15 protein-coding genes are annotated in these 20,745 nt (G+C 65.7%); 5 read left to right on the top strand and 10 right to left on the bottom strand.

Going from position 1 to position 20,745, the window contains the following annotated elements:
- Window positions 1-6 precede the first annotated feature (6 nt).
- Both ACFWCF_RS13270 and ACFWCF_RS13265 read left to right on the top strand, forming a co-directional pair.
- The gene (locus ACFWCF_RS13270) at window positions 7-501 is read left to right on the top strand and encodes an NUDIX domain-containing protein (RefSeq protein WP_378561872.1); all 495 of its coding nucleotides are present in this window, start codon (window positions 7-9) and stop codon (window positions 499-501) included.
- 49 nt (window positions 502-550) lie between these two features.
- Window positions 551-2,110: a long-chain-fatty-acid--CoA ligase gene (locus ACFWCF_RS13265; RefSeq protein ID WP_378561869.1), complete on the top strand. Its 1,560-nt coding sequence runs from the start codon at window positions 551-553 to the stop codon at window positions 2,108-2,110.
- A gap of 110 nt (window positions 2,111-2,220) precedes the next feature.
- Here ACFWCF_RS13265 and ACFWCF_RS13260 read toward each other — a convergent pair whose 3' ends face one another.
- Window positions 2,221-3,405 (bottom strand): thiolase family protein, encoded by a 1,185-nt coding sequence (locus tag ACFWCF_RS13260; RefSeq protein ID WP_378561867.1) that lies wholly within the window; start codon window positions 3,403-3,405, stop codon window positions 2,221-2,223.
- A 164-nt stretch (window positions 3,406-3,569) separates the two neighbouring features.
- Window positions 3,570-4,448: a hypothetical protein gene (locus ACFWCF_RS13255; protein ID WP_378561864.1), complete on the bottom strand. Its 879-nt coding sequence runs from the start codon at window positions 4,446-4,448 to the stop codon at window positions 3,570-3,572.
- 315 nt (window positions 4,449-4,763) lie between these two features.
- On the opposite strand from ACFWCF_RS13255, the gene ACFWCF_RS13250 reads away from it, so the two are divergent.
- A complete protein-coding gene (locus ACFWCF_RS13250; RefSeq protein ID WP_378561861.1) occupies window positions 4,764-5,063 on the top strand; it encodes a chorismate mutase in 300 nt (99 codons plus the stop codon).
- Window positions 5,064-5,145: 82 nt separating this feature from the next.
- Here ACFWCF_RS13250 and ACFWCF_RS13245 read toward each other — a convergent pair whose 3' ends face one another.
- Window positions 5,146-5,610 (bottom strand): hypothetical protein, encoded by a 465-nt coding sequence (locus ACFWCF_RS13245; protein WP_378561858.1) that lies wholly within the window; start codon window positions 5,608-5,610, stop codon window positions 5,146-5,148.
- A 146-nt stretch (window positions 5,611-5,756) separates the two neighbouring features.
- Window positions 5,757-7,181, bottom strand: a complete 1,425-nt coding sequence (locus ACFWCF_RS13240) for an aldehyde dehydrogenase family protein (RefSeq protein ID WP_378561855.1) — start codon at window positions 7,179-7,181, stop codon at window positions 5,757-5,759.
- 326 nt (window positions 7,182-7,507) lie between these two features.
- Here ACFWCF_RS13240 and ACFWCF_RS13235 point away from each other — a divergent pair, with 326 nt between their 5' ends.
- Together ACFWCF_RS13235 and ACFWCF_RS13230 are read left to right on the top strand one after the other, a co-directional pair.
- Entirely contained in the window at window positions 7,508-12,997 is a 5,490-nt protein-coding gene (locus ACFWCF_RS13235) for a glutamate synthase-related protein (protein WP_378561852.1), read from the top strand.
- Window positions 12,994-14,751: a sulfite reductase subunit alpha gene (locus tag ACFWCF_RS13230; protein WP_378561849.1), complete on the top strand. Its 1,758-nt coding sequence runs from the start codon at window positions 12,994-12,996 to the stop codon at window positions 14,749-14,751. Before ACFWCF_RS13235 ends, ACFWCF_RS13230 begins: the two co-directional genes overlap by 4 nt.
- Window positions 14,752-14,833: 82 nt before the next feature.
- On the opposite strand, the gene ACFWCF_RS13225 is transcribed toward ACFWCF_RS13230, so the two are convergent.
- Genes ACFWCF_RS13225 through ACFWCF_RS13200 form a run of 6 tightly spaced genes read right to left on the bottom strand, consistent with a single transcriptional unit; the run spans window position 14,834 to window position 20,677 of the window.
- Complete coding sequence (locus ACFWCF_RS13225) at window positions 14,834-15,370, bottom strand: hypothetical protein (protein ID WP_247274371.1); 537 nt, start codon at window positions 15,368-15,370, stop codon at window positions 14,834-14,836.
- A gap of 53 nt (window positions 15,371-15,423) precedes the next feature.
- Window positions 15,424-15,777, bottom strand: a complete 354-nt coding sequence (locus ACFWCF_RS13220; RefSeq protein WP_247274370.1) for a hypothetical protein — start codon at window positions 15,775-15,777, stop codon at window positions 15,424-15,426.
- Window positions 15,774-16,478, bottom strand: coding sequence for an ABC transporter ATP-binding protein (locus ACFWCF_RS13215; protein ID WP_247274369.1), 705 nt, complete (start codon window positions 16,476-16,478; stop codon window positions 15,774-15,776). The genes ACFWCF_RS13220 and ACFWCF_RS13215 overlap by 4 nt, the downstream gene beginning before the upstream one ends.
- Window positions 16,475-17,188 carry an ABC transporter ATP-binding protein gene (locus tag ACFWCF_RS13210; RefSeq protein ID WP_247274368.1) on the bottom strand — a complete coding sequence of 238 codons (714 nt, stop codon included), beginning with the start codon at window positions 17,186-17,188 and terminating at the stop codon, window positions 16,475-16,477. Before ACFWCF_RS13210 ends, ACFWCF_RS13215 begins: the two co-directional genes overlap by 4 nt.
- The gene (locus ACFWCF_RS13205; RefSeq protein WP_247274367.1) at window positions 17,166-19,289 is read right to left on the bottom strand and encodes an ABC transporter permease; all 2,124 of its coding nucleotides are present in this window, start codon (window positions 19,287-19,289) and stop codon (window positions 17,166-17,168) included. The genes ACFWCF_RS13210 and ACFWCF_RS13205 overlap by 23 nt, the downstream gene beginning before the upstream one ends.
- A complete protein-coding gene (locus ACFWCF_RS13200; RefSeq protein ID WP_378561842.1) occupies window positions 19,289-20,677 on the bottom strand; it encodes an ABC transporter substrate-binding protein in 1,389 nt (462 codons plus the stop codon). Before ACFWCF_RS13200 ends, ACFWCF_RS13205 begins: the two co-directional genes overlap by 1 nt.
- Window positions 20,678-20,745: the final 68 nt, after the last annotated feature.

Raw genomic sequence — 20,745 nt, 5'->3', positions numbered from 1 at the left:
CGGTACGTGAGCCTTCCGCGTCTCCGTCACTCGGTCCGTGCCCTTCTCGTCGACCCGGACGACCGGCTGCTGTTGTGTCGCGCGCACACGCCCGACGGACTCACCGTGTGGATCGCCCCGGGTGGCGGAATCGAGAGCGGTGAGACGCTGCTCGAGGCGTTGGCTCGTGAACTCATGGAGGAAGTCGGTTTCCGGCTCGACGCCGAGCCTCCGCACGTGTGGCATTCGACGATCGTCTCGCCCGATCACGTGCCTGGCTTCGACGGGACCATCAACGACTACTACCTGATCCGTACGGCGCCGTTCGTCCCGAGCCCCACTCTGACCGCCGCCGAACTCGCAGCCGAGAACCTGTCCGCGTTCCGTTGGTGGCCGCTGCCGGAGCTCGCCTCGTACACCGGCCCCGACCTGCTGGCACCGCGTTCGCTCGCCACCGATTTCCCGCGACTACTCGACGGTCGTGTGCCCAACAGGGCCCTCGACCTGTCCCCTCCTCGATAGACCCCGCAACCGCTATCCTCTGTGACACACACCACACAGAGGAGTCCGCATGTCCGCGCCGCACTCACCCACGCTCATTCGCCGCCTGGAGCACTGGGCGCAGACCATCCCCGACTCCCCCGCGGTCCAGTATCTGGACCGGTCGCACAGCTGGAGCGAATGGCACGATCGGATCCGGCATCTCGCGGGTGCACTCGCCGCGGCCGGGATCGGCGCGGGCGACACTGTCGCGTTCGTCGACAAGAACAACCTCGCGTGCATCGAGGTGACCTACGCGGCGTCTGCCCTGGGTGCCGCCGATGCCATCCCCAACTTCCGGCTGGCCGGAGACGAACTCGCCTACATTCTTCGCGACTCGAATGCGAAGATCCTGTTCGTCGGCGCCGAGTTCACCGACGTGATCAGCTCGATCCGCGAACACCTCGGCACGCTCACGAAGGTGATCGTCGTCGGTGGCGAGGACGACGAGTTCGAGGCGTTCCTCGCGTCCGGCGACCCGACGCATCCCCTACCCGAAGTCGAGCCCGATACGACCGCGCTCCTGCTGTACAGCTCCGGGACCACGGGGCGCCCGAAGGGTGTGCAGCTGACCCACCGCAACCTCGCGGCGCACGCCGAGGCAATGCTGTCGATACTTCCGTTCAGAGATCAGGACTGCCTGCTGGTGGCGATGCCGCTGTTCCACGTCGGGGGCACCTGTTACGCGATCATCGGAATCCACGACGGCCGACGGTGCATCTTCACCCGGGAAGCGGACGCACCCTCGTTGTTCGGTGGGATCGCGGCCGGCGCGAACGTCGCATTCCTCGTGCCGCCGGTGATCGCGGGCGTCCTCACCGCGGGTGAGAAGGCGATCACCGCTCTGTCCCGGCTGAAGCGCATCACCTACGGCGCGGCCCCGATGCCGCTGCCGCTGTTACGTGCGGCGCTCGCCGCGTGGCCCGACTCCGAATTCGTGCAGGTGTACGGCATGACCGAACTCGCCGGGGTGATCACCGCTCTGATGCCCGACGTACACCGCGACCCGTCGCAAGAACATCGAATGGCGTCGGCGGGCACCCCGATACCTGGGGTCGAGATGCGCATCGTCGATCCGGTGACCGACACCGATGTTCCGGGAGGGACCGTCGGCGAACTGTGGTGGCGGTCGGCGCAGACGACGCCGGGATATCTGGGTCGGCCGGACGCGACCGCCGAGGCCATCGTCGAGGGCGGCTGGCTACGCAGCGGCGACATGGGCCGCGCCGACGAAGGCGGATTCGTGTTCATCGAGGACCGGCTCAAGGACATGATCATCACCGGCGGCGAGAACGTCTATTGCCCGGAGGTCGAGCGCGTGCTGGTCGAGCATCCGGCAGTCGCGGAGGTCGCGGTGATCGGAGTACCCGACGAGAAGTGGGGCGAGACGGTCAAGGCCGTCGTGGTCCTCGCCGACGACGAGAAGGCCGACGCGAACGAGCTGATCGACTACGCCCGGACACGGCTCGCGAAGTTCAAGTGCCCGAGCAGCATCGACATCGTCGGCGACCTGCCCCACAATCCGACGGGGAAGATCCTCAAACGGTCGCTGCGCGAGCCCTATTGGGACGGCCGCGAACGCAGCATCTGACGAAGACGCTCGAACCACGACAAGGCCGGGGACCGGAATTCCGGTCCCCGGCCTTCTCGCTCGAGTGCCTGTTACTTCACGCGACTACTTCACGCGACTACTTCACACGACTACTTCACACGACGCAGTAGTGCAGCCAGAGCCTGGCCACCACCGATGCACATCGTGACGATGCCCAGTTCGAGGTCGCGGCGGACGAGGTCCTTCGCGACACGGACGGTCAGGATCGCGCCGGTCGCGCCGACGGGGTGGCCGAGAGCGATCGCGCCGCCATACGGGTTGGTCTTCGCCGGGTCCAGCTTCGCGTCCCTGATAACGGCGATCGCCTGCGACGCGAAGGCCTCGTTCAGCTCGATCGTGTCGATGTCGGACGGCGTCGTGCCGGTCTGTTCGAACAGCTTCGCGAGGGCATGCGTGGGGGCGTAGCCCATCAGCGAGGGATCCATCGCGGCGACAGCGACGGAGTCGATCACCACGGAACCGGGAAGGCCACGTTCACGTGCGACGGACTGCTTGGCCAGCACGAGCGCAGCGGCGCCGTCGTTGATGCCCGAGGCGTTGCCTGCGGTGACGGTGCCGTCCTTGACGAACGCCGCCCGCAGCTTGCCGAGTCCTTCGAGGGTGGTCTCCGGCTTCGGGTGCTCGTCGGTGGTCACGGTGAACGGCTTGCGGCCACCGACCTCGACGGAGGTGATCTCCTCGGCGAAGGCCGCCTTGGCGGCCTCGGTGTCGGCGCGGCGCTGCGATTCGAGAGCGAACTCGTCCTGCTGCTCGCGGGTGACGTTGTACTCCCGCGCGACGTTCTCGGCCGTGACACCCATGTGCTTGCCGCTGAACGGGTCGGTGAGCATGCCGGTGGTGCCGTCGACGAGCTCGCGGTTACCGAGTTTGTAGCCGTTTCGGGCATTGAAGTCGTAGAACGGCATCCGCGACATGTTCTCGTCACCACCGGCGACGGTGATGTCGGCGCCACCCCAGTGCATCTGCTGAGCGGCCGACCAGACGGCCTGCAGTCCGGAGCCGCACAGGCGGTTGACGGTGAACGCCGGGGTCGAAATCGGCAGGTCTGCGGCGAGGGCGACGCGGCGCGCGTTGTATGCGTCGCCACCGACCTGGCCGATGCAGCCCATGACCACTTCGTCGATGTCGCTGCCTGCGACACCGGAACGCTCGAGTGCTGCGCGCACGGCGACCGCTCCGAGCTCGTGGGCGGGGACATCCTTGAACGCGCCGCCGAAGCTTCCCACGGGGGTACGCGCGCCGTCGACGATGACGATCGGGTCCGGAGTGGTCATATCTGCAATCCAATCTGGTCGAACACTGGTGTGTCGGGCCGAGTGCTGCACCCAGACGCAGGCTACGGCACTCAGTGCCGCATTCTCCAGCAATCAATCTACTCTCACCCGGAACGTTATGGAAGTTCCGCTCTCGCAGTAAGAGAATTGCACTTTCGAATTCTTCAGTCCGGGAGACCGAGATCCCCGCGCCGGAACCTCTCGACGGCCCGCGGAGTACCGAGCTCGCGCCGCATCGCGGGATTCCCGGAATAGAACTCGAGAATCCTGTGCAGCAGCACCGGGTCGACCGCATAGCGCCGCGAGTCGATCTCCATACGCGGCGCGTCCGGGAACCGGTCCAGCCGGAACAGCGTGCTCGTGCGGCGGCGGGCCCACGCCGCGGTGGTCGTGCCCTCGACCCATGTTTCCGGGTAGCCGTAGTTCACGGCCCGTACACCGGCCACCGACATCCACGGCAGATAGGACTCGAACGACCACCCTCGCTGACGGATGCCGTCGGCGCTGAGCACGAGTGCCCCCACCGACAGGCGCCCGAGCGCCACCTCGATCACGAACGCCACACACGGTACGCCCAGCAACGCCAGGACGAGGCTCACCCACGGGATGCCGTTGTTGAACAGGAACACCTCCACGGCAGCGCCCACGGCGAGCGCTGCCGCGCAGCCCACCATCGCCACCAGCGACACGAAGACCGACATCCGCGAACGCACCTCGGTCGCCGAACCGAGGCCACCCCGACGCAGCGTGCGCACGCCTGGCCTACCGCGGCCCGGCCACCAGAACACACACCCGAACACCGCGGTGAGCAACATCAAGACGGAGAGTATGAAAAAGAAGCGGGATTCAGGGCCGAACTCGGAGCCGGCAGACGACAACCCGCCGAGGAATGCGACGACACTCACCACAGCGGCCAGCACGATCGAGATCGCGGCCCGGATATTCCAGGACCGATGTCCCCATTCCTCCGGACGCGCCAGATCATCCGCATGCCCCTGGGGATCCGCCGAGTCCTGCCCCTTCCGAAGAATGGGCCGTTGCATAGGTACTCCCTTCCGGTGCACCGGAGGCCCCGACGCCTCCGGTGAATGCCGGGTTGCGGCCCGACGCTACCGCACCCGGGTTCCAGCAACGAGCACCCCGCCAGGCACCCAGCACAAAGTCTTGGCACACGCCAGTGTGACGATTACCATACGGACCGGTCAGTTGGGGTATTTATCCAGTTCACAACGGATTTATGGGGAGTCGATTCGGCCATGGCGGCAGTGCCCGAGAATTTTCATGTACGGATGAGTAACACGTTCGCCGGAGAACACGACACAATCTGTGACGATTCAGACGAGACCGGAGGAATCTGCATGACCATCCAGCTTGATTCGCCTGGCATCGAGCGCGCCGAAGCAACATCGTCGGCCGACGACACGGATCTGGGAAGCCTCTTCGACCAGATCCGCGACCTCGACGCCCATATCCTCGAGGCGGTCAAGCGGCGCTCCGAATTGTCCCAGCAGATCGGCGCCGCAGCGAAAGAATCGGGTGAAACCCGCGAAGCACAGACCACCGAGATGGGTGTGCTCGACCGCTTCGCCGAACTCGGCAACGACGGCAAGACCCTGGCCATGACCCTGCTTCGTCTGGGACGCACACGCCGGTCCTGACCGCACCCGCTTGCACGGAGCCCCCGCACCGAGGTGCGGGGGCTCCGTGCGTCGGCGGGACTCCCACCGGCCGACCTCTCGTCTATCCGACGACCGTGCGAGCCGACTCGTCCAGTTCGAATTCGGCCAGTGCACGGCCGGCCAGTGCTGCGGCCCTCACGGAGGGCAATCCGTCGTACGCGCTCAGCACGATCGTGACCTGTTCGAGCGGCGAGAGTGCCCCGAAGAGCACGGTGTCATCGACGCCGAGATCCGGATGCGGCGGACCGAGCCGAGGCCGCTGCGACTGCAGCAGATACCCGAACCAGTACAGGACGTAAGCACACAGTTCAGGGCCGACCGGCTCTCGCCAGGTCGCTGCGGCGCGAGCCACCGCACGATCGAGCAGTGCGGTGTCCTCGTCGCGCCTGCCCGCCAGGACTCGCGCGCACGGCGCGAGAGCCGGAAGCCTCGCCTCGAGGATCGCGCGCAACTGCTGCTCGGCACCGCCACCCGGACCACCGCCGTGCCCGAACCCACCGTTGTCCGTGTTCGCCGACCAATACATAGCCGCGCTTCTTCCTGTGCCGTTGCGTCCTGCGCCACGATTCATCGCTTGCTTCGACTATCTGCCTACCTCGACTATCGTCCGAGATGTGCGGAACGTCACACACCGAGAGCTCGGCGTGTCGCGGCGCAGGCACGCAGTGCCAGTCAGCGCAAGATCGTTTTGATCTCCAGGAATTCTTCGAGCCCGAACACACCCGCTTCACGGCCGATACCCGACTGCTTGTAACCGCCGAACGGGGCGTCGGTGTTGAACGCCCCGCCGTTGATGTACACCTGCCCGGTACGGATACGACGCGCGACGGCCTCGGCGCGCGCGGGGTCGCTCGACCACACACCACCGGACAGGCCGTACTCGCTGTTGTTGGCGATGCGCACGGCATCGTCCTCGTCCTGGTAGCCGATGATCGACAGCACCGGACCGAAGATTTCCTCCTTGGCGATGGTCATGTCCTCGGTGACGTTGCCGAACACCGTGGGCCCGACGAAGTATCCGGTGGAGAATCCGTGCTCTCGACCGTCGAGCGCCAGTTCGGCCCCTTCCTCCACACCCTTGTCGATGTAGGACAGGACCCGCTTCTGCTGCGTTCCGCTCACGAGCGGACCGAGCTTCGAGCCTCGCTCGGAGGGCAGCCCGACGGTGTAGGCCTTCGCCACCTCCGTCGCGATGGCGGTGGCCTCGGGAAGCCGCTGCGCGGGCACCAACATGCGGGTCAGTGCCGTGCAGGTCTGGCCGGAGTTGAGGAAGCACTTGCCCACTCCCTCGGTGACAGCAGCGGTGAGGTCGGCGTCGTCGAGGATCAGGTTCGCCGACTTGCCTCCGAGTTCGAGCGCCACCTTCTTCACCGTCTCGGCGGCGACCACCGCGACGCGCTTGCCCGCGCGTGTCGACCCGGTGAACGACACCATGTCGACGTCGGGATGCGCGGCGATGGCCTCACCCACGACCGGGCCGTATCCACTGACGACGTTGAGGACACCCTCCGGCAGCCCCGCTTCGTCGACGATGTCCACGAGCGCATAGGTGATCAACGGCGCGACCTCGGTGGGCTTGAGCACCACGGTGCATCCGGCCGCAAGTGCCGCGAACACCTTGAGGACCACCTGATGCAGCGGATAGTTCCACGGGGTGATCGCCCCGACGACACCGATCGGCTCGCGCACGACGAGGGCGTTACCGAGCTCCTGATCGTCGAAGTCGTAGGTGCCTGCCAACGCAGCATAGGCGGCGATGTTCTTGAGCGGCATACCGATCTGCACCGGCTTCGCCAGGCTCAGCGGCATACCCATGTCCTGCGACACGGTCGCTGTGAGCGCATCGACACGCGAGTTGGCGAGAGACGAGATCTTCTCCAGATAGGCGGCGCGTTCCGCACCGCTCAGGGCCGACCACGCCGGGAACGCCTCGCGGGCCGCTGCCACCGCACGGTCGACATCGGAGGCGACGCCCTCCGCGACCGTCGCGATGACCTGCTCGGTGGTCGGATCGACGACGTCGATGCGTCCGGCACCATCGGAATCGACCCACTGTCCGCCGATGTAGATCTTGGTGCGGTCGAGGACTTCACTCATCTGCAACACCCCTGCTCTTCTGAATCGGACGACGTTCGCAGCGTATCCGAACGCTGTGACCTGCCGCACTCGCTCGCACGTCGCCCCGACTGTGACGCATGACGCGGACGCACAGCCGTAACCTGTGCGCTACAATCGACAACGCTGCTCGCGCGCTCCACTGTCGCAACGCTCGGCGCATTCGGACAAAGACGTCTGTTTCTTCATCTTTGGTCACCTTCGCCGGCACCGGTCTATCTCTCGCGCATTCTGTGCAGCACAGCTGCTTACTTGCGCCCTCCGCCGCCGCCGACGGTCGACTTCGAATCGCCGAGGAGGATGGTCCGTTGACGCATGACACCGATACCGGGTTGTACGACAGCACGCTCGACAAGAGCAGTTGCGGAGTCGGGTTCATCACCCGCAAGGACGGCGCCCAGACTCACGAGGTCCTCACTCGTGGACACGAAGCGCTGTGCGTGGTTCCCCACCGCGGCGGCATGTCCGCCGAGGGCGTCGGCGACGGCGCCGGTGTCAACGTCGACCTGTCCGTCGATTTCTTCTCCGCGCTCACCGGACACCCTTTGCGCGCACAGGAATTCGGCGTCGGGAACTTCTTCATGCCTGCCGACCGATCCGTGCACCACGACACGGAAGCGTTGGTCACCGGAGCGCTCACCGCGGTCGGTGTCGAGGTCATCACCGTCCGTGAGATCCCCGTCGACGATTCCGTATTGCGTCCGTCGGCCGCGGCCTACCAGCTGCCGATCCGTCAGTGGATCTTCGGACGGCCCGACAGTTGCACGTCGGCAGAGGAATTCGACCGCATCCTGCACGAGATACTGCTCACGATCGAGTCCCGCGCCTACACCGAGCCTGCCCTGGCCGGCCTCTACCCCCTGTCGCTGAGCGCCCGCACCCAGGTCCTCAAGGGCCGCTTGAACTCTCACGAGGTCATTCCCTACTTCCGAGACCTCGTCGACCCGCGACACGCGGTGCACACGTTGTTCTTCCACACTCGCTTCTCCACCAACACCGACCCGCATCCGACGATGGCACAACCGTTCCGGCTCATGGCCCACAACGGGGAGCTCAACACCGACCGGAAGAACCGCCTGTTCGAAGGCGCCCAGGCGCGCGCCGCCGGACGCGACATCATCCGCCCGCCCGGACAGTCCGACAGCTGCCGATTCGACCAGACCCTCGCTGCGCGCATCGCGCCGGGCGATCTGGATCTCGTCACTGCGGTCGTCCAGATGGTTCCGCCCGCGTGGGAGAACGATCCGACCGTGTCGCCGCAGGTCCGAGCGATGCTCGAGTTCTTCTCCCTCTACGAGGAGAAGAACGACGGGCCCGCCGCACTGATCTTCGGCAACGGCACCGTCGTGGGCGCGCGCCTCGACCGACTCGGCCTGCGTCCCCTGCGGACCGTCGAGACCGACGAGTATCTCGCCGTCACCTCCGAGGCCGGCCAGTTCGACTTCGCGCCCGAAGCCGTGATTCGGCGCGGCCGCATCGAAGCCGGCGGCATGCTGTACTTCGATCACCGCACCGGCCGGTCGTACGGAGCCGACGAAGCACTCGAGATGCTTGCGGCTCAACGAGATTACGCGACGCTGGTCGACGAGGCCCGCCGCAACCTCGACGCGCTGCCTCCGGTCCCGGCCGAGAAAGCCGGCTCACCGCTGCGCTACAACGGCAACCTCGCGCGGCACCAGCGCTACGTGTCGTACTCGCTCAATCAGGAATCGTTCCGGTTCATGCTCGACCCGATGCTCGCCTCGGGACAGGAGCGAATCTCGGCGATGGGCTACGGCAACGCGATCAATGCCCTCTCCGATCAGGAGGGCGGTGTTGCGAAGTACTTCTCCCAGCGATTCGCGCAGGTCACCAACCCGTCACTCGACTCCATTCGCGAAGCCGACGGCATGACGCTGAGGGTCGCGCTCGGTGCACGCCCCGGCAGCGGTGCACCCTCCGCGGCACAGATCGTCGTTCCCACCCCGATCCTCACCCACCTCGACATGCTCCGGATCCGCGAGCAGTCCGAGACACCGACACAGCGTTTCGAGATGCTGTACTCCCCCGTGTTCGACGACAGCAAGGCCAATGCCGCGGCGCTCGCCGCCGCCGTCGACGTCGTCGCCGACCGGATCACCGAATTCGCTCGCACTACAGGCGGTATCGCAGTCCTGACCGACCGCCACGTGTCCGCCGACCACGCGCCGCTGCCGATGATTCTCACCGTCGCGGCCGTGAACCAGCGACTCATCGACGACGGCGTACGCCTCCGGGTGTCCGTGATCGTCGAATCCGGTCAGCTGTTCTCGTCGCACCACATCGCTGCCACGCTCGGCTTCGGCGCCGCCTCCGTCTACCCGCTGACAGTGCAGATGCGCGCCGAGGAGAAGTTCAGCGACGACGCCGACGCGGCATTCCTGAAGTTCCGCAAGGCCGCCGAGAAGTCACTCATGAAGACGATGGGCCGGGTGGGTCTGTGCACCGTCGAGTCGTACATCGGTGGCGAGTTCTTCGAACCGAGTTACCTCGACACCGACGACGAGGTGCTGAGCCGCTGGTTCCCCAACGTCAGGACCCCGGTCGGCGGTGTCGGATTCACCACCATCGCGCAGGCCGTCGCCGACTGGCACAGCCACGCCCTGAGCGTGCAGGGTGAGACCGACGTGCCGTTGCTCGGCCTGTTCAAGGAACGCGCCGACGGCGCCGGTCACTCCTTCGGCACCACCGCGGTGCGCGGGTTCGTCGACATGACCGAGGAAGAGGTCACGTTGCCGGCCGAGCGTACGGGCGAGGCCGACCTGACCGATTCCCTGCGGCTGCTTCCGCTGCACCGGCTGTCCGACGCACACGGCCTCGACGACAACGCCTACCGCTACGGCGGATTCCGCGCGCTCACCCCCGACGAGATCGACGCGTTCGACATCACTCCCGGCTACCGCGCCTTCGCACGCACGATCGCCGACGAACGTATACGCCGCCCCGCCGCATTGCGCGACGTGCTCGCACTGCCCGCCGACGTCACGTACCTCACCGGCGCCGACGACTTCAAGCGCGAGATGGGCCGGTTCGCCCGGTACGGCAACAACTCCATGCTGGTGCGCGGGCTCTCCGCGTCCCGCGTCGGCGACAACGAGTTCGTGCTGCGCCTGACCGGCCCGCTGGCCGACGACCACACCCGCCCCGAGGCGCTCGCGCAGTCGCTCGTCGCACGGTTCGGCGACTCGATCGTCGAGTATCGCAGTTACTGCGACACCCTCACGGTGCGGGCACTCGGGCAGGCCGCCGACTATCTCGGGCAGATCCGGCAGGCGCCGCAGAGCCTGCGTCTCGACAGGATCCAGCCGGCCCACGAGATCACCCGCACCCTCGCGTCCGGTGCGATGAGCCACGGTGCTCTCAACTCCAACGCTCACGAGGCAGTCGCACACGGCACCAACATGGTCGGTGGCATGTCGAATTGCGGTGAGGGCGGCGAACACATCTCCCGCTACGGCACCATCCGCGGATCGCGGATCAAGCAGTTCGCGTCGGGTCGCTTCGGAGTGTGGGCCGGGTATCTGGCCGATCCGATGCTCGAGGAGATCGAGATCAAGATCGCGCAGGGCGCCAAGCCGGGCGAGGGCGGCCAGCTTCCCGCGAAGAAGGTCACCGTCGAGATCGCCGCCGCCCGCGGTGCGACCCCCGGTGTCGAACTGGTCTCCCCTCCCCCGCACCACGACACGTACTCGATCGAGGATCTAGCGCAGCTCATCCACGACGCGAAGGCAGCCCGCGTGCGGGTGATCGTCAAGCTCGTCTCCTCGGAGGGCATCGGCACGATCGCCGTCGGTGTCGCCAAGGCCGGCGCAGATGTCATCAACGTCGCAGGCAACACAGGTGGCACAGGTGCCGCATCGGTGACCTCGCTCAAGTACGCCGGCCGGTCCGCTGAGATCGGTGTCGCCGAGGTCCACCAGGCGCTGTGCGCGAACGGATTGCGCGACAAGGTGATCCTGCGGTGCTCGGGTGCTCACCAGACCGCCTCCGACGTCCTGACCTCCGCACTGCTCGGCGCCGACAGCTTCGAGTTCGGCACCACCGCACTGATGATGCTCGGTTGCGTCATGGCGAAGAACTGCAACGTCAAATGCCCCGCCGGCCTGACCACCAACCCTGAGATGTTCAACGGCGACCCACGGGCGATGGCGCAGTACCTGCTCAACATCGCGCACGAGACCCGCGAGTTGCTCGCCCGTCTGGGCCTGCAGTCGCTCCGCGACGCACGCGGCCGGTCCGACCTGCTGCACCTGCTCGACCATCCGTCGAGCGTCGGCGAACTGGACCTGCGGGCGATGCTCGCCGTAATCCCCGAGGTCCACGTCGACAACCCGGTGTATCTGGAGAAGGACTACTCGCTCGACGACGAGTGGATCAGCGAGCTCCGCGGCGCTCTCGACAACGAGAACGAACTCACCGTCGTACTCGGCGAGGGCGTGCGGCTGACCAACAACAACAAGAGCGTCGGCGCGCAGCTCGCGATCGACATCGAGCGCATGCTCAACCACGAGCAACTCGGCCACGTGCCATCCGCGCTCACCGACGAGCGCGGACGCCGCTGGCTGCGCGACGGCACCGTCACCATCACCACCACCGGCTCGGCAGGCCTGTCGTTCGGGGCGTTCTGCAACGACGGCATGGTGCTCCACCACACCGGCACCGCCAACGACGGAGTCGGCAAGGGCCAGTGCGGCGGGCAGATCGTCGTGTCCTCCCCAGGTGGTGGCGCGAACGACCGCGGCGGCAACGTGCTGATCGGCAACTTCGCGCTGTTCGGCGCCACCGGCGGCCGCTTGCTCGTACAGGGTGAAGCAGGCGATCGTTTCGCCGTCCGCAACTCCGGTGCGACCGCCGTCGTCGAAGGTGTCGGCGACTTCGCGTGCGAATACATGACCAACGGTGCGGTACTCAACATCGGTGGGTTCGGCAAGGGCGTCGGCAACGGCATGTCGGGCGGGTTCGTCTACCAGTACGACCCCGAGGGTCAGCTCTCCGGCAAGGCCAGCGCCGATTCGATCGTGCTCGGCTCGATCACCGGCGACGACCCGCAGGCCGCGATCCACAACGCGACCGTGCTGCGACTGCTGCACCTGCACGTCGAGGCCACCGGATCCGAGAAGGCCCGATTCCTCATCGACAACTGGCAGGTCGAGCAGCAGCACTTCGCGTACGGCATGCCGCGCGCTCTGCTGCAATACCAGGACTTCGACGCGATCCTCGCCGCCTCGACCCGCAAGGAACTCGCGAGTGAGGTCGCCACAGCACTCGTCGCCCATCAGGTGCGCAAATTCAAGGAGAGCTACCGGTCGGGTGCGCCCGTCGCCGGTGGTGTCACCCCGAACGGCACCGACACCGAGTCGATGTACGCGCTGCTCAACAACTACACGGTGCTCGCCGCCGCACAGGAGATGGCACTGCAGAAGGTCCCCGGCGCAGCAGGCACCGACGATCCCGCAGTCCAGAAGGCGGCGCGAAATCTGTTGCTCACCGAGGACTTCTTCCTCATCAGCAAGCTCGAACGCTATGCACTCGAAGCGATTTCAGACCACACCGACACTCAGTTGGCGGCGCTCGTCGCCGACAAGCGGCTCACCGACTACAAGCAGGCCCTCGCGCTGCGCAACGTCCGCTCGGTGGATGCACCCGGCACCTACGGGTGGATCCTGTGGCAAAGCGGCAAGAATCTCGACATCGCCGGTGATCTTCCGGGCTACGAAGAACTGTTCGCCCGCCACGCGGTACCCGGCCTTGTTGCCCCGACTCTGGGAGTTTCCACATGACCGCTCCGTTCATCCCCGTCGACGCTCCTTTCACCACCGACCAGCGTTCGTGGCTGGCCGGCTTCCTCGCGGGCATGCAGACCCGTCTGTTCTCCGGTGGTCCCGCCAGCGCTGTCGGCGCCACCGGTTCGGCTCCCGCCCTGCACGTGCTGTACGGGTCGCAGACCGGCAACGCCGAAACGGTTGCCGAGGATGCCGCAGCAGCGGCCCGCACGCACGGATTCGCGCCCGTGGTCTCCGCCCTCGACGATGTCGATCCCGCGACGTTCGCGTCGCTCGGGCGGGTCCTGATCATCACGTCCACCTACGGTGAGGGTGAGATGCCCGACAACGCCGAACTGTTCTGGGACGCATTGTCGGACGAATCCGCACCTCGTCTCGACGGTGTGGACTTCGCAGTGCTCGCTCTCGGCGACACCGGCTACGACGGATTCTGCCAGGCAGGCAAGCTGATCGATATGCGCCTCGAGCAACTCGGAGCGGCGCGCATCGTATCGCGCGTCGATTGCGACGTGGAGTTCGAGGACGTCGCGGCAGCGTGGATCGCCGAGACGTTGCCCCTCGTCGCTGCGGTCGAGGGCATCAACGGCGACAGCGCGGCCGCCGCTCCGGCCGAGACCGCACCGGCACGGTCGAAATCACAGTGGACACGGAAGAACCCGTTTCCCGCCACGCTGACTGTCAACCGACGGCTCTCGAGTGAGGATTCCGCGAAGGAGATCCGGCACTTCGAGTTCGCGCTCGCCGACTCGGGCATCGAGTACGAGGCGGGCGACGCACTGAACGTGGTTCCGGTCAACGACACCGGGCTCGTAGGATCGTTGCTCGGTGTACTCGGGCTCGACGGCGAGACGGTCCCCGACGGTCACGACGAGACACTCGAGCACCTTCTGACCTATCGGTACGAGATCACCGCGCCGAACGTCGACCTGCTCGAGGCAGTCGAAGAGCGCACGGGCAACGAAGAGCTCACCTATGTATTGCGCCACGGCGACAAGGCAGCCCTCGACGAATGGCTCTGGGGCCGAGATATTCTCGATCTCCTGTCGCTCGAACCTACGCCGGCGTTCTCACCGGAAGAGCTCCTCTCGGTCCTCAAGCCCCTGCAGCATCGGGCCTATTCGATCTCGTCGAGCCCCAACTGCGCCGAGAGGTCCGTGCACCTGACGGTCGCGGCCGTGCGTTACGGCAACGACGAGCGTGAACGGCGCGGCGTGTGCTCGACGTTCCTCTCCGACCGTGTCGGCGAGAACACGGTCGGAATCTTCGTGACGAGGAACAAGTCGTTCCGCGTCCCATCCGATGACACCGCGCCGATGATCATGGTCGGACCGGGCACCGGTATCGCACCGTTCCGCGGTTTCCTGCAAGAGCGCCGCGCCCGCAGTGCGACCGGCAAGAATTGGCTGCTGTTCGGCGACCAGAAGCGCAGCTGCGACTACATCTACGAAGACGAGCTCGCCGACTTCGTCGAGTCCGGTCTGCTCAGCCGCCTCGACCTGGCGTTCTCCCGCGACCAGGCCCAGAAGATCTACGTCCAGACCCGGATGAAGGAGCACGGCGCCGAGCTGTTCGCGTGGCTCGAAGAGGGCGGGCACTTCTACATTTGCGGCGACGCGTCGCGGATGGCGAAGGACGTCGACGTCGCGCTCCACGAGGTCGTTGCCGAACACGGCAACATGAGCGCAGAGCAGGCCACCGAGTACATCACCTCACTCAAGCGTGAAAAGCGGTACGTGCGCGACGTGTACTGACGCTGACGGTCCGCTGACACGCTCGATGGCCGAATGTCACGATGTGGCATTCGGCCATTCGACCGTTCAGGGTCTGGCAGCGTCAGCAGCCGGGCACCTGACTGCCATCGCCTTGGATCGCGAGCAGCGTGCAGAAGGTCACGGCGGACACTTTCCACTGACCGTCCTCGAGCAGTGCCTCACCGGACTGGTCGGGAAGTACGGGAGCGCCGTTCATCAGCAGTGTCCACGAGACGGTCGCAGCATCATCTCCCGCGCTCATCACACCTTCCACTGTGGCAGTGGTCGCCGTCGCCTGCGGATCTGCAGCCATTCCCTGCAGCGCAGGGAGGAACTCGTCACCGTTCTCGACGAGGCCCGCGCGGGTCTCCGGCGGGGTCGTTCCGTTGAAGAACGCGACCCAGGCGTCGGTGACCGCCTGTGTCGTCTCCGCGTCTGCGGCGCCCCCGGCAGCCTCCGTCGTCTCCTCGGCCTCCGTGGTGGCGGTGGCGACAGTGGTCGAGGTCGTGTCGTCGGTGGCGTCCGACGAATCGTCACTACTGCAACCGACGACTCCGGCGAGAGCCACGGCGGCGATTCCGGCAACCGCCAATGCCCGACGGATGGAATGTGTGCGCACTTGGTGTTCCTTTCGAAGGGTGGACCCTCGTCCACGTGGGTGGTGCAGTCGAGTCAGGGTGCGGTGGGGTCCGCGGGAAGTCGATCACCGAGTCGAGCGAATTCGTACGACTGCCGAGCGAGCCAGAATCTCAAGAATCCCGTGATCGAATATCGCAGGAATACAGCCGCTCCCACGACTGCCACCGCAATACCGAGTAACGCCACGATGATGGCGTCGCGTTGAACGAGCGCGTCGGAGGTGTTGTGCGACAGGAAGTACGCCACGATCGCGAGCACCGGCCCGAGAACCATCAGCGCGACACCGAGTTTCAACCACAGGCCGGATCGGCCGGCAGCCGGATCGGGGATCTTCAGTTCGGTCAGTTCGCGCGCAAACCTGTCGGCGCGTGTTTCCGTCGCGGTCATGATGCACTTCCTAGGTAGAGGGAGGCGAGTTCGTCGCCGAGTTCGTCCGGTGGGCCTTCTATCTCGATCTCGCCGCGGACGAGCACCGCGGCGTGATCAGCGGTGTGGAGCACCGCAGTGGCAAACTGCTCGACCACCAAGACCGCGACCCCCTGCGCCGCGGCCTCGGCGACGTGCTCGTACAGTTCCGCCACGATCCGGGGAGCCAATCCCATCGACAGCTCGTCGAGCATGAGCACCGCAGGATCGGTTGCCAATCCCCGTGCCAGTGCAAGCATCTGCTGTTCGCCGCCGGACATCGTTCCGGCCGTCTGCGACACGCGTTTACCGAGGATCGGGAACCGCGTGTAGGCGATCTCCTCGATCTCTTCGATCGAGCGTCCCGTGAACGTCATCATCACGAGGTTCTCCCGGACCGTCAGGTTGGGGAAGACCCCGCGACCCTCCGGGATCAAGCACACACCGATACGGGCGAGGTCGCGCGATGAGGCACCTGTCATGTCGCGGCCGCCGAGCAACAGTTGACCCGAACTGACGGGATGAGCACCGCACGCAACGCGTAGCGTCGTGGTCTTGCCCGCGCCATTGGGGCCGAGCAGCGCCACGACCTGTCCGGGCATCACGGCGACGTTCACACCGCGCAGGACGGTGATCTTCCCGTATGCGGCGGAGACATCGCGGAGTTCGAGAATGGGGTTCATGACGCTCCCAGGTAGGCCGTGATGACGCGTTCGTCGCTGCGGATCTCATCCGGAGTACCGACACTGATGATCTTCCCGAGATCGAGGACGTGGACGGTGTCGCACACCTTCATCACCAGGTCCATGTCGTGCTCGACGAGCAGGACCGCCACGCCGTCGTCGGCAACCGTACGCAGCAGCGTGGAGAAGCGCTCGGTTTCCTCGTGATCCTGGCCTGCGGCGGGTTCGTCCAAGAGAAGCACGCTGGGCCGCGCGGCCAGTGCGCGTCCCACTTCGACGAGGCGCCCCATGCCGGTCGACAGCGCATCCGCGGTCGTGTCGGCGATGGTCCGTAGATCGAGGCGATCGAGGAGTCCGTCGACCACGGTGGACGCCTGCTTCCGGTCGGGTCCCATCTCGGCTGCGACGAGGAGATTGTCGCGGACGCTGAGCCGCCCGAACAGTTCGAGCCGTTGGAAGGTACGGGACATCCCGAGCCGCGCGCGGCGCGCGGGGCCGAGCTTGGTGATCTCCCGTCCGCCGAGGGCAACGCTCCCGTTCACCGGCTTGCGCAGTCCGGAGATCACGTCGAACAGCGTGCTCTTTCCCGCCCCGTTGGGACCGATCAGCCCGGTGACATGTCCCGGTTCGGCCCGGAGGTCGACACCGTCGAGGGCTCTGCGGCCGCCGAATGCCACCGTGACGTTCTCAACCTCGAGTTGTGATGGCACGATCGAGCACCTCCTCATCGTTCTCGTCCCACGGGCGCTGCAGTCCCCACCACTCGACGGGGATATCCAGCTCCGAGCCCGTCTCGGGCACGCGACGCGCACCCCATCCGAAGGCGACCGCTGCTGCGATCACGATCCCCAGGACGAGCACGTAGCCGTTGATCACGTCGGCGATCCGCAGCAACCACAGCACTACGACCGCTATCGTGAGCGAGCCCATGGCAATCGGGTTGCGAAGCGCACCGTCGAATCGTTCTCTCAGGGAGGGCACCACACCGTCGTCGACCGTCCCCGACCCGTAGGCGAGTCCGGCCGCTGCCGGGAGGGTCTGCACGAGATTCTGGGTTGCAGGCCACAGCGCGACGATCGCGTTCATCGGTCCGGCGATCATCGCACCGGTGAACAGTCCATTGCCGACCACACCGAGTCCGCCGACCACCGCGATCAGGAAGATACCGAGACCCGCAACGAAGTTGAACTGCTGGGGTGCCACCGCTTGCAGTTGCATCCCGTACAGCACACCGCCGAGTCCAGCGATCGCAGCGGAGATCGCAAACACCAGCGCCTTCATGTACAGCAGACTGCCACCGAATGTCGCGTATGCGGTTTCGCTGTCGCGCAATGCAATCAGACGACGACCGAGCTTCCCTCGCCGAATCGCCGCGACGAACGCGGTCACCAATGCCAGACACACGGCAGCGAACACGGTGAGCTCGGCTGTGCTGTCGAGGTGGTATCCGGCAAAGCTGGGCCCCACCAGGTTTGCCGATCCTTGGTTGAAGAAGGTGAACTCCCTGCCGAACACCGTCACCGGTGCCAGGGGGAAGACCCACCGATCGAGAACAACCGCAATTGCAGCTGTCCCCAAGGCCAGATACACCCCGGACAGGCGCAACGCCGGCAACGCCACTAGCGCACCGATCGCACCCGCCACCACCATCGCGAGAGGTATCGCCCACCATTGACCCTCCGCACCGAAGTTCGCGCACACGACCGCACCGATGCCGGCCATTCCCAGCTGAGCCAGCGAGATCTGCCCGGCGTAGCCGATGAGCGGCACCATCGACAACGCAATCACACCGAACGCGAAGATCTGACCGTAGGTGATCAGGTCGCCTTCACCGAGCACCGTCGCCAGCATGAGACCGAAGACGACGATGACGACGGCGAATGCGATCGTGCCCCGCACTGTGGGCACCGGCACCTGTGTGAGATTGCGTTCGCGTCCACGGAGTTTCCGATGCGGGAAGATCAGCAGTGCGATCAACAGCAGGAGCGCCGGCGCCGCGAGACGGAGCCCCGGCAAATAGTCGTTCTGTGGTAGGTATCCCGCGAGGTAGGCCTCCATGCATCCGACGACAATCGCACCGACGAACGTCATCGGCAGGCTCTTCAGCCGACCGAAGATAGCGGCCGCATACGCGCTGACGATCAAGAGTGACAGCTGAGTCGCGTCGAGCGACACCATAGGTGCGATCAACACCCCACCGAGAGCAGCGAGCATAGTGCCGGCTACCCAAGCAACGCGGTTGGCCCGCACCGGGTCTGCTCCGGTGAGCCCGACGAGCGCCCGGTCGTCGACGGTGGCCCGCATCTCGACGCCGGTGCGGGTATTGAACAGCAGGACGCGGAGTGCAAGCGCCACTGAAACGGCAATCACCATCGTCAGTGCCTGATGCCAGCTGATCGTCGCCGAACCGATATGGAAGGGCACCCGGTCAGCGAAGAAGGTGGGAAGTGATCGCGCCTCTGTCGGATTCCACACCCACCGCGCAAGCGCGATCAGGCCGCTCAGCAACGCGATCGTCATCACGAGTTTCTCAGCGTCACCGAGCTTTTGGACGGGTCGCATCAGCAGTTCGACGAGGATCCCGAACAGCGGTGCCAGCACCACCAGAATGATCGGCAACGCCAGCCACACGGGCCATCCCCAACCGACACTGAGCTGCCAGTAGGCGAAGGCCGCCATCATTCCGGTCGCGCCATGCGCGAAGTTGAACACACCGGTGGTGGTGTAGGTGACCACCAAACCGCTGCTGATGACCGCATAGATCGCAGCCGTCGAGAGGCCTACGAGGCCGAAGGTGATGAACTGGTCCATTATTCGACGTCGTTCATGCTCTTGCCGACGTCGGCGAGCGTCATGGGCACACCGTAGTCGCCGGTGAGCTCACGAGCCGGGATGTCGCACCGGTACAGACCGTTGTCGGCTCCGAAGTCTGCCGTCTTCCATCCGTCGGATGTGGCCCGCTCGACGTTGAAGCATGGCTGCGGGGGAAGTGGTTCGGCCACATTGATGGGGACGTTGAGTCCGCCACCGGTCCACTCGGTTTCCTGCCTCGCCGTGTCGTAGAGGCATCGGCGTGTCAGGTCGTCTCCACATGCATCCGCGGACTTCGCAAAGAGCAACCAGGACGACCACGCGCGCAGCGCGGGAAGAGTGATCTGGGCATCCGGCGCGTACTTCTCGTACAGCGCACGAAGTTCCTCCACCGCCGGCTCGCCACTTTCAAGCGGAGCAACACCGCCGAGATCGACCAGGTTGTTCTGGAAGTCCGCAGATCGACCGAGCAATTCGATGAATTGGTCGTTGTATGCGTTGTTGTTGGCGTCGATCCAGTCGAGCTTGTAATCCATGTTGGTGAGCGACTCTTCGAGCTTGGCGAGCTGCTCGAAACTACCCATGAAGATCAGGCCGCGCACGCCTTTGGACTTGATGGCCTGAGCGTAGGGAGTCCAGTCGGCGACTCCCATTGCCGGATAGAGCTCGTCGTAGATCACCGTGGCCCCGATGTCCTGGAGGGTTTCGTTGCTGATCTCTCCGACGACTCTGGTCACCGCGGAGTCGCCGTTGATCATGCCGACCGCAGCTTTGGACTCCGGGTACGCCTCGTTCAGCACCCAGGTGCGGAATCCCGCGTAGTTGTCGTAGCCGGGAATCTTGGACGGTGAGGCCGAGATCTCGAGGTCTGCACCCGCGGCCTTCTCCTGGACGGCCTGGGCCGTGAAAGTGGGCAACATGCACTCGAGACGTGTCTCGACACCGAGCGCATCAAGTCCTGCACCGCCTCCGACAAGCGCGAAGTCGTCGCGACACGCTTCGATCATCCGCTGGCGCGGCTCCATGAGTTTGGCGTCACGCGTGGTCGCGATGAGCTCACGACCGTTGATGCCGCCGGCCTCGTTGCACCACGAGGTGAAGACCTTCGCGGCGTCCACGAACTCGGAGTTCTTGGTGAATCCGATGTCGGAGAACACCCCGACCTCGATGGAATCGGCCGTCACGCCTTGAGCCGAGGCCGTGGAGGCGTCGCCCGGACCGCATACCTCGGACAGGTCACCGAAGTTCGCTGTCGCCACCGAGTCGGATTGTCCCGAGCCGGAGTCGACCTCCTCCGCGCCACCCCTGCCACCACATCCGGTTGCGAGCACTGCGAGAGCCGCGAACGCCACAACCACCTTGTGCAATTTCAATATTGAATCCTTCATCCGGGCCGTTTCCGGCCGTGCTGATGATCCGGGCAATCACAGCGCCCGGAAATCCCCAGGGAGAGTGC

Source organism: Rhodococcus sp. NPDC060090 (assembly GCF_042729855.1).
Taxonomy (GTDB): Bacteria; Actinomycetota; Actinomycetes; order Mycobacteriales; family Mycobacteriaceae; genus Rhodococcus.
Note: the sequence above shows the minus strand (reverse complement) of the source record. Positions and strands in the feature narration are given on the sequence as shown.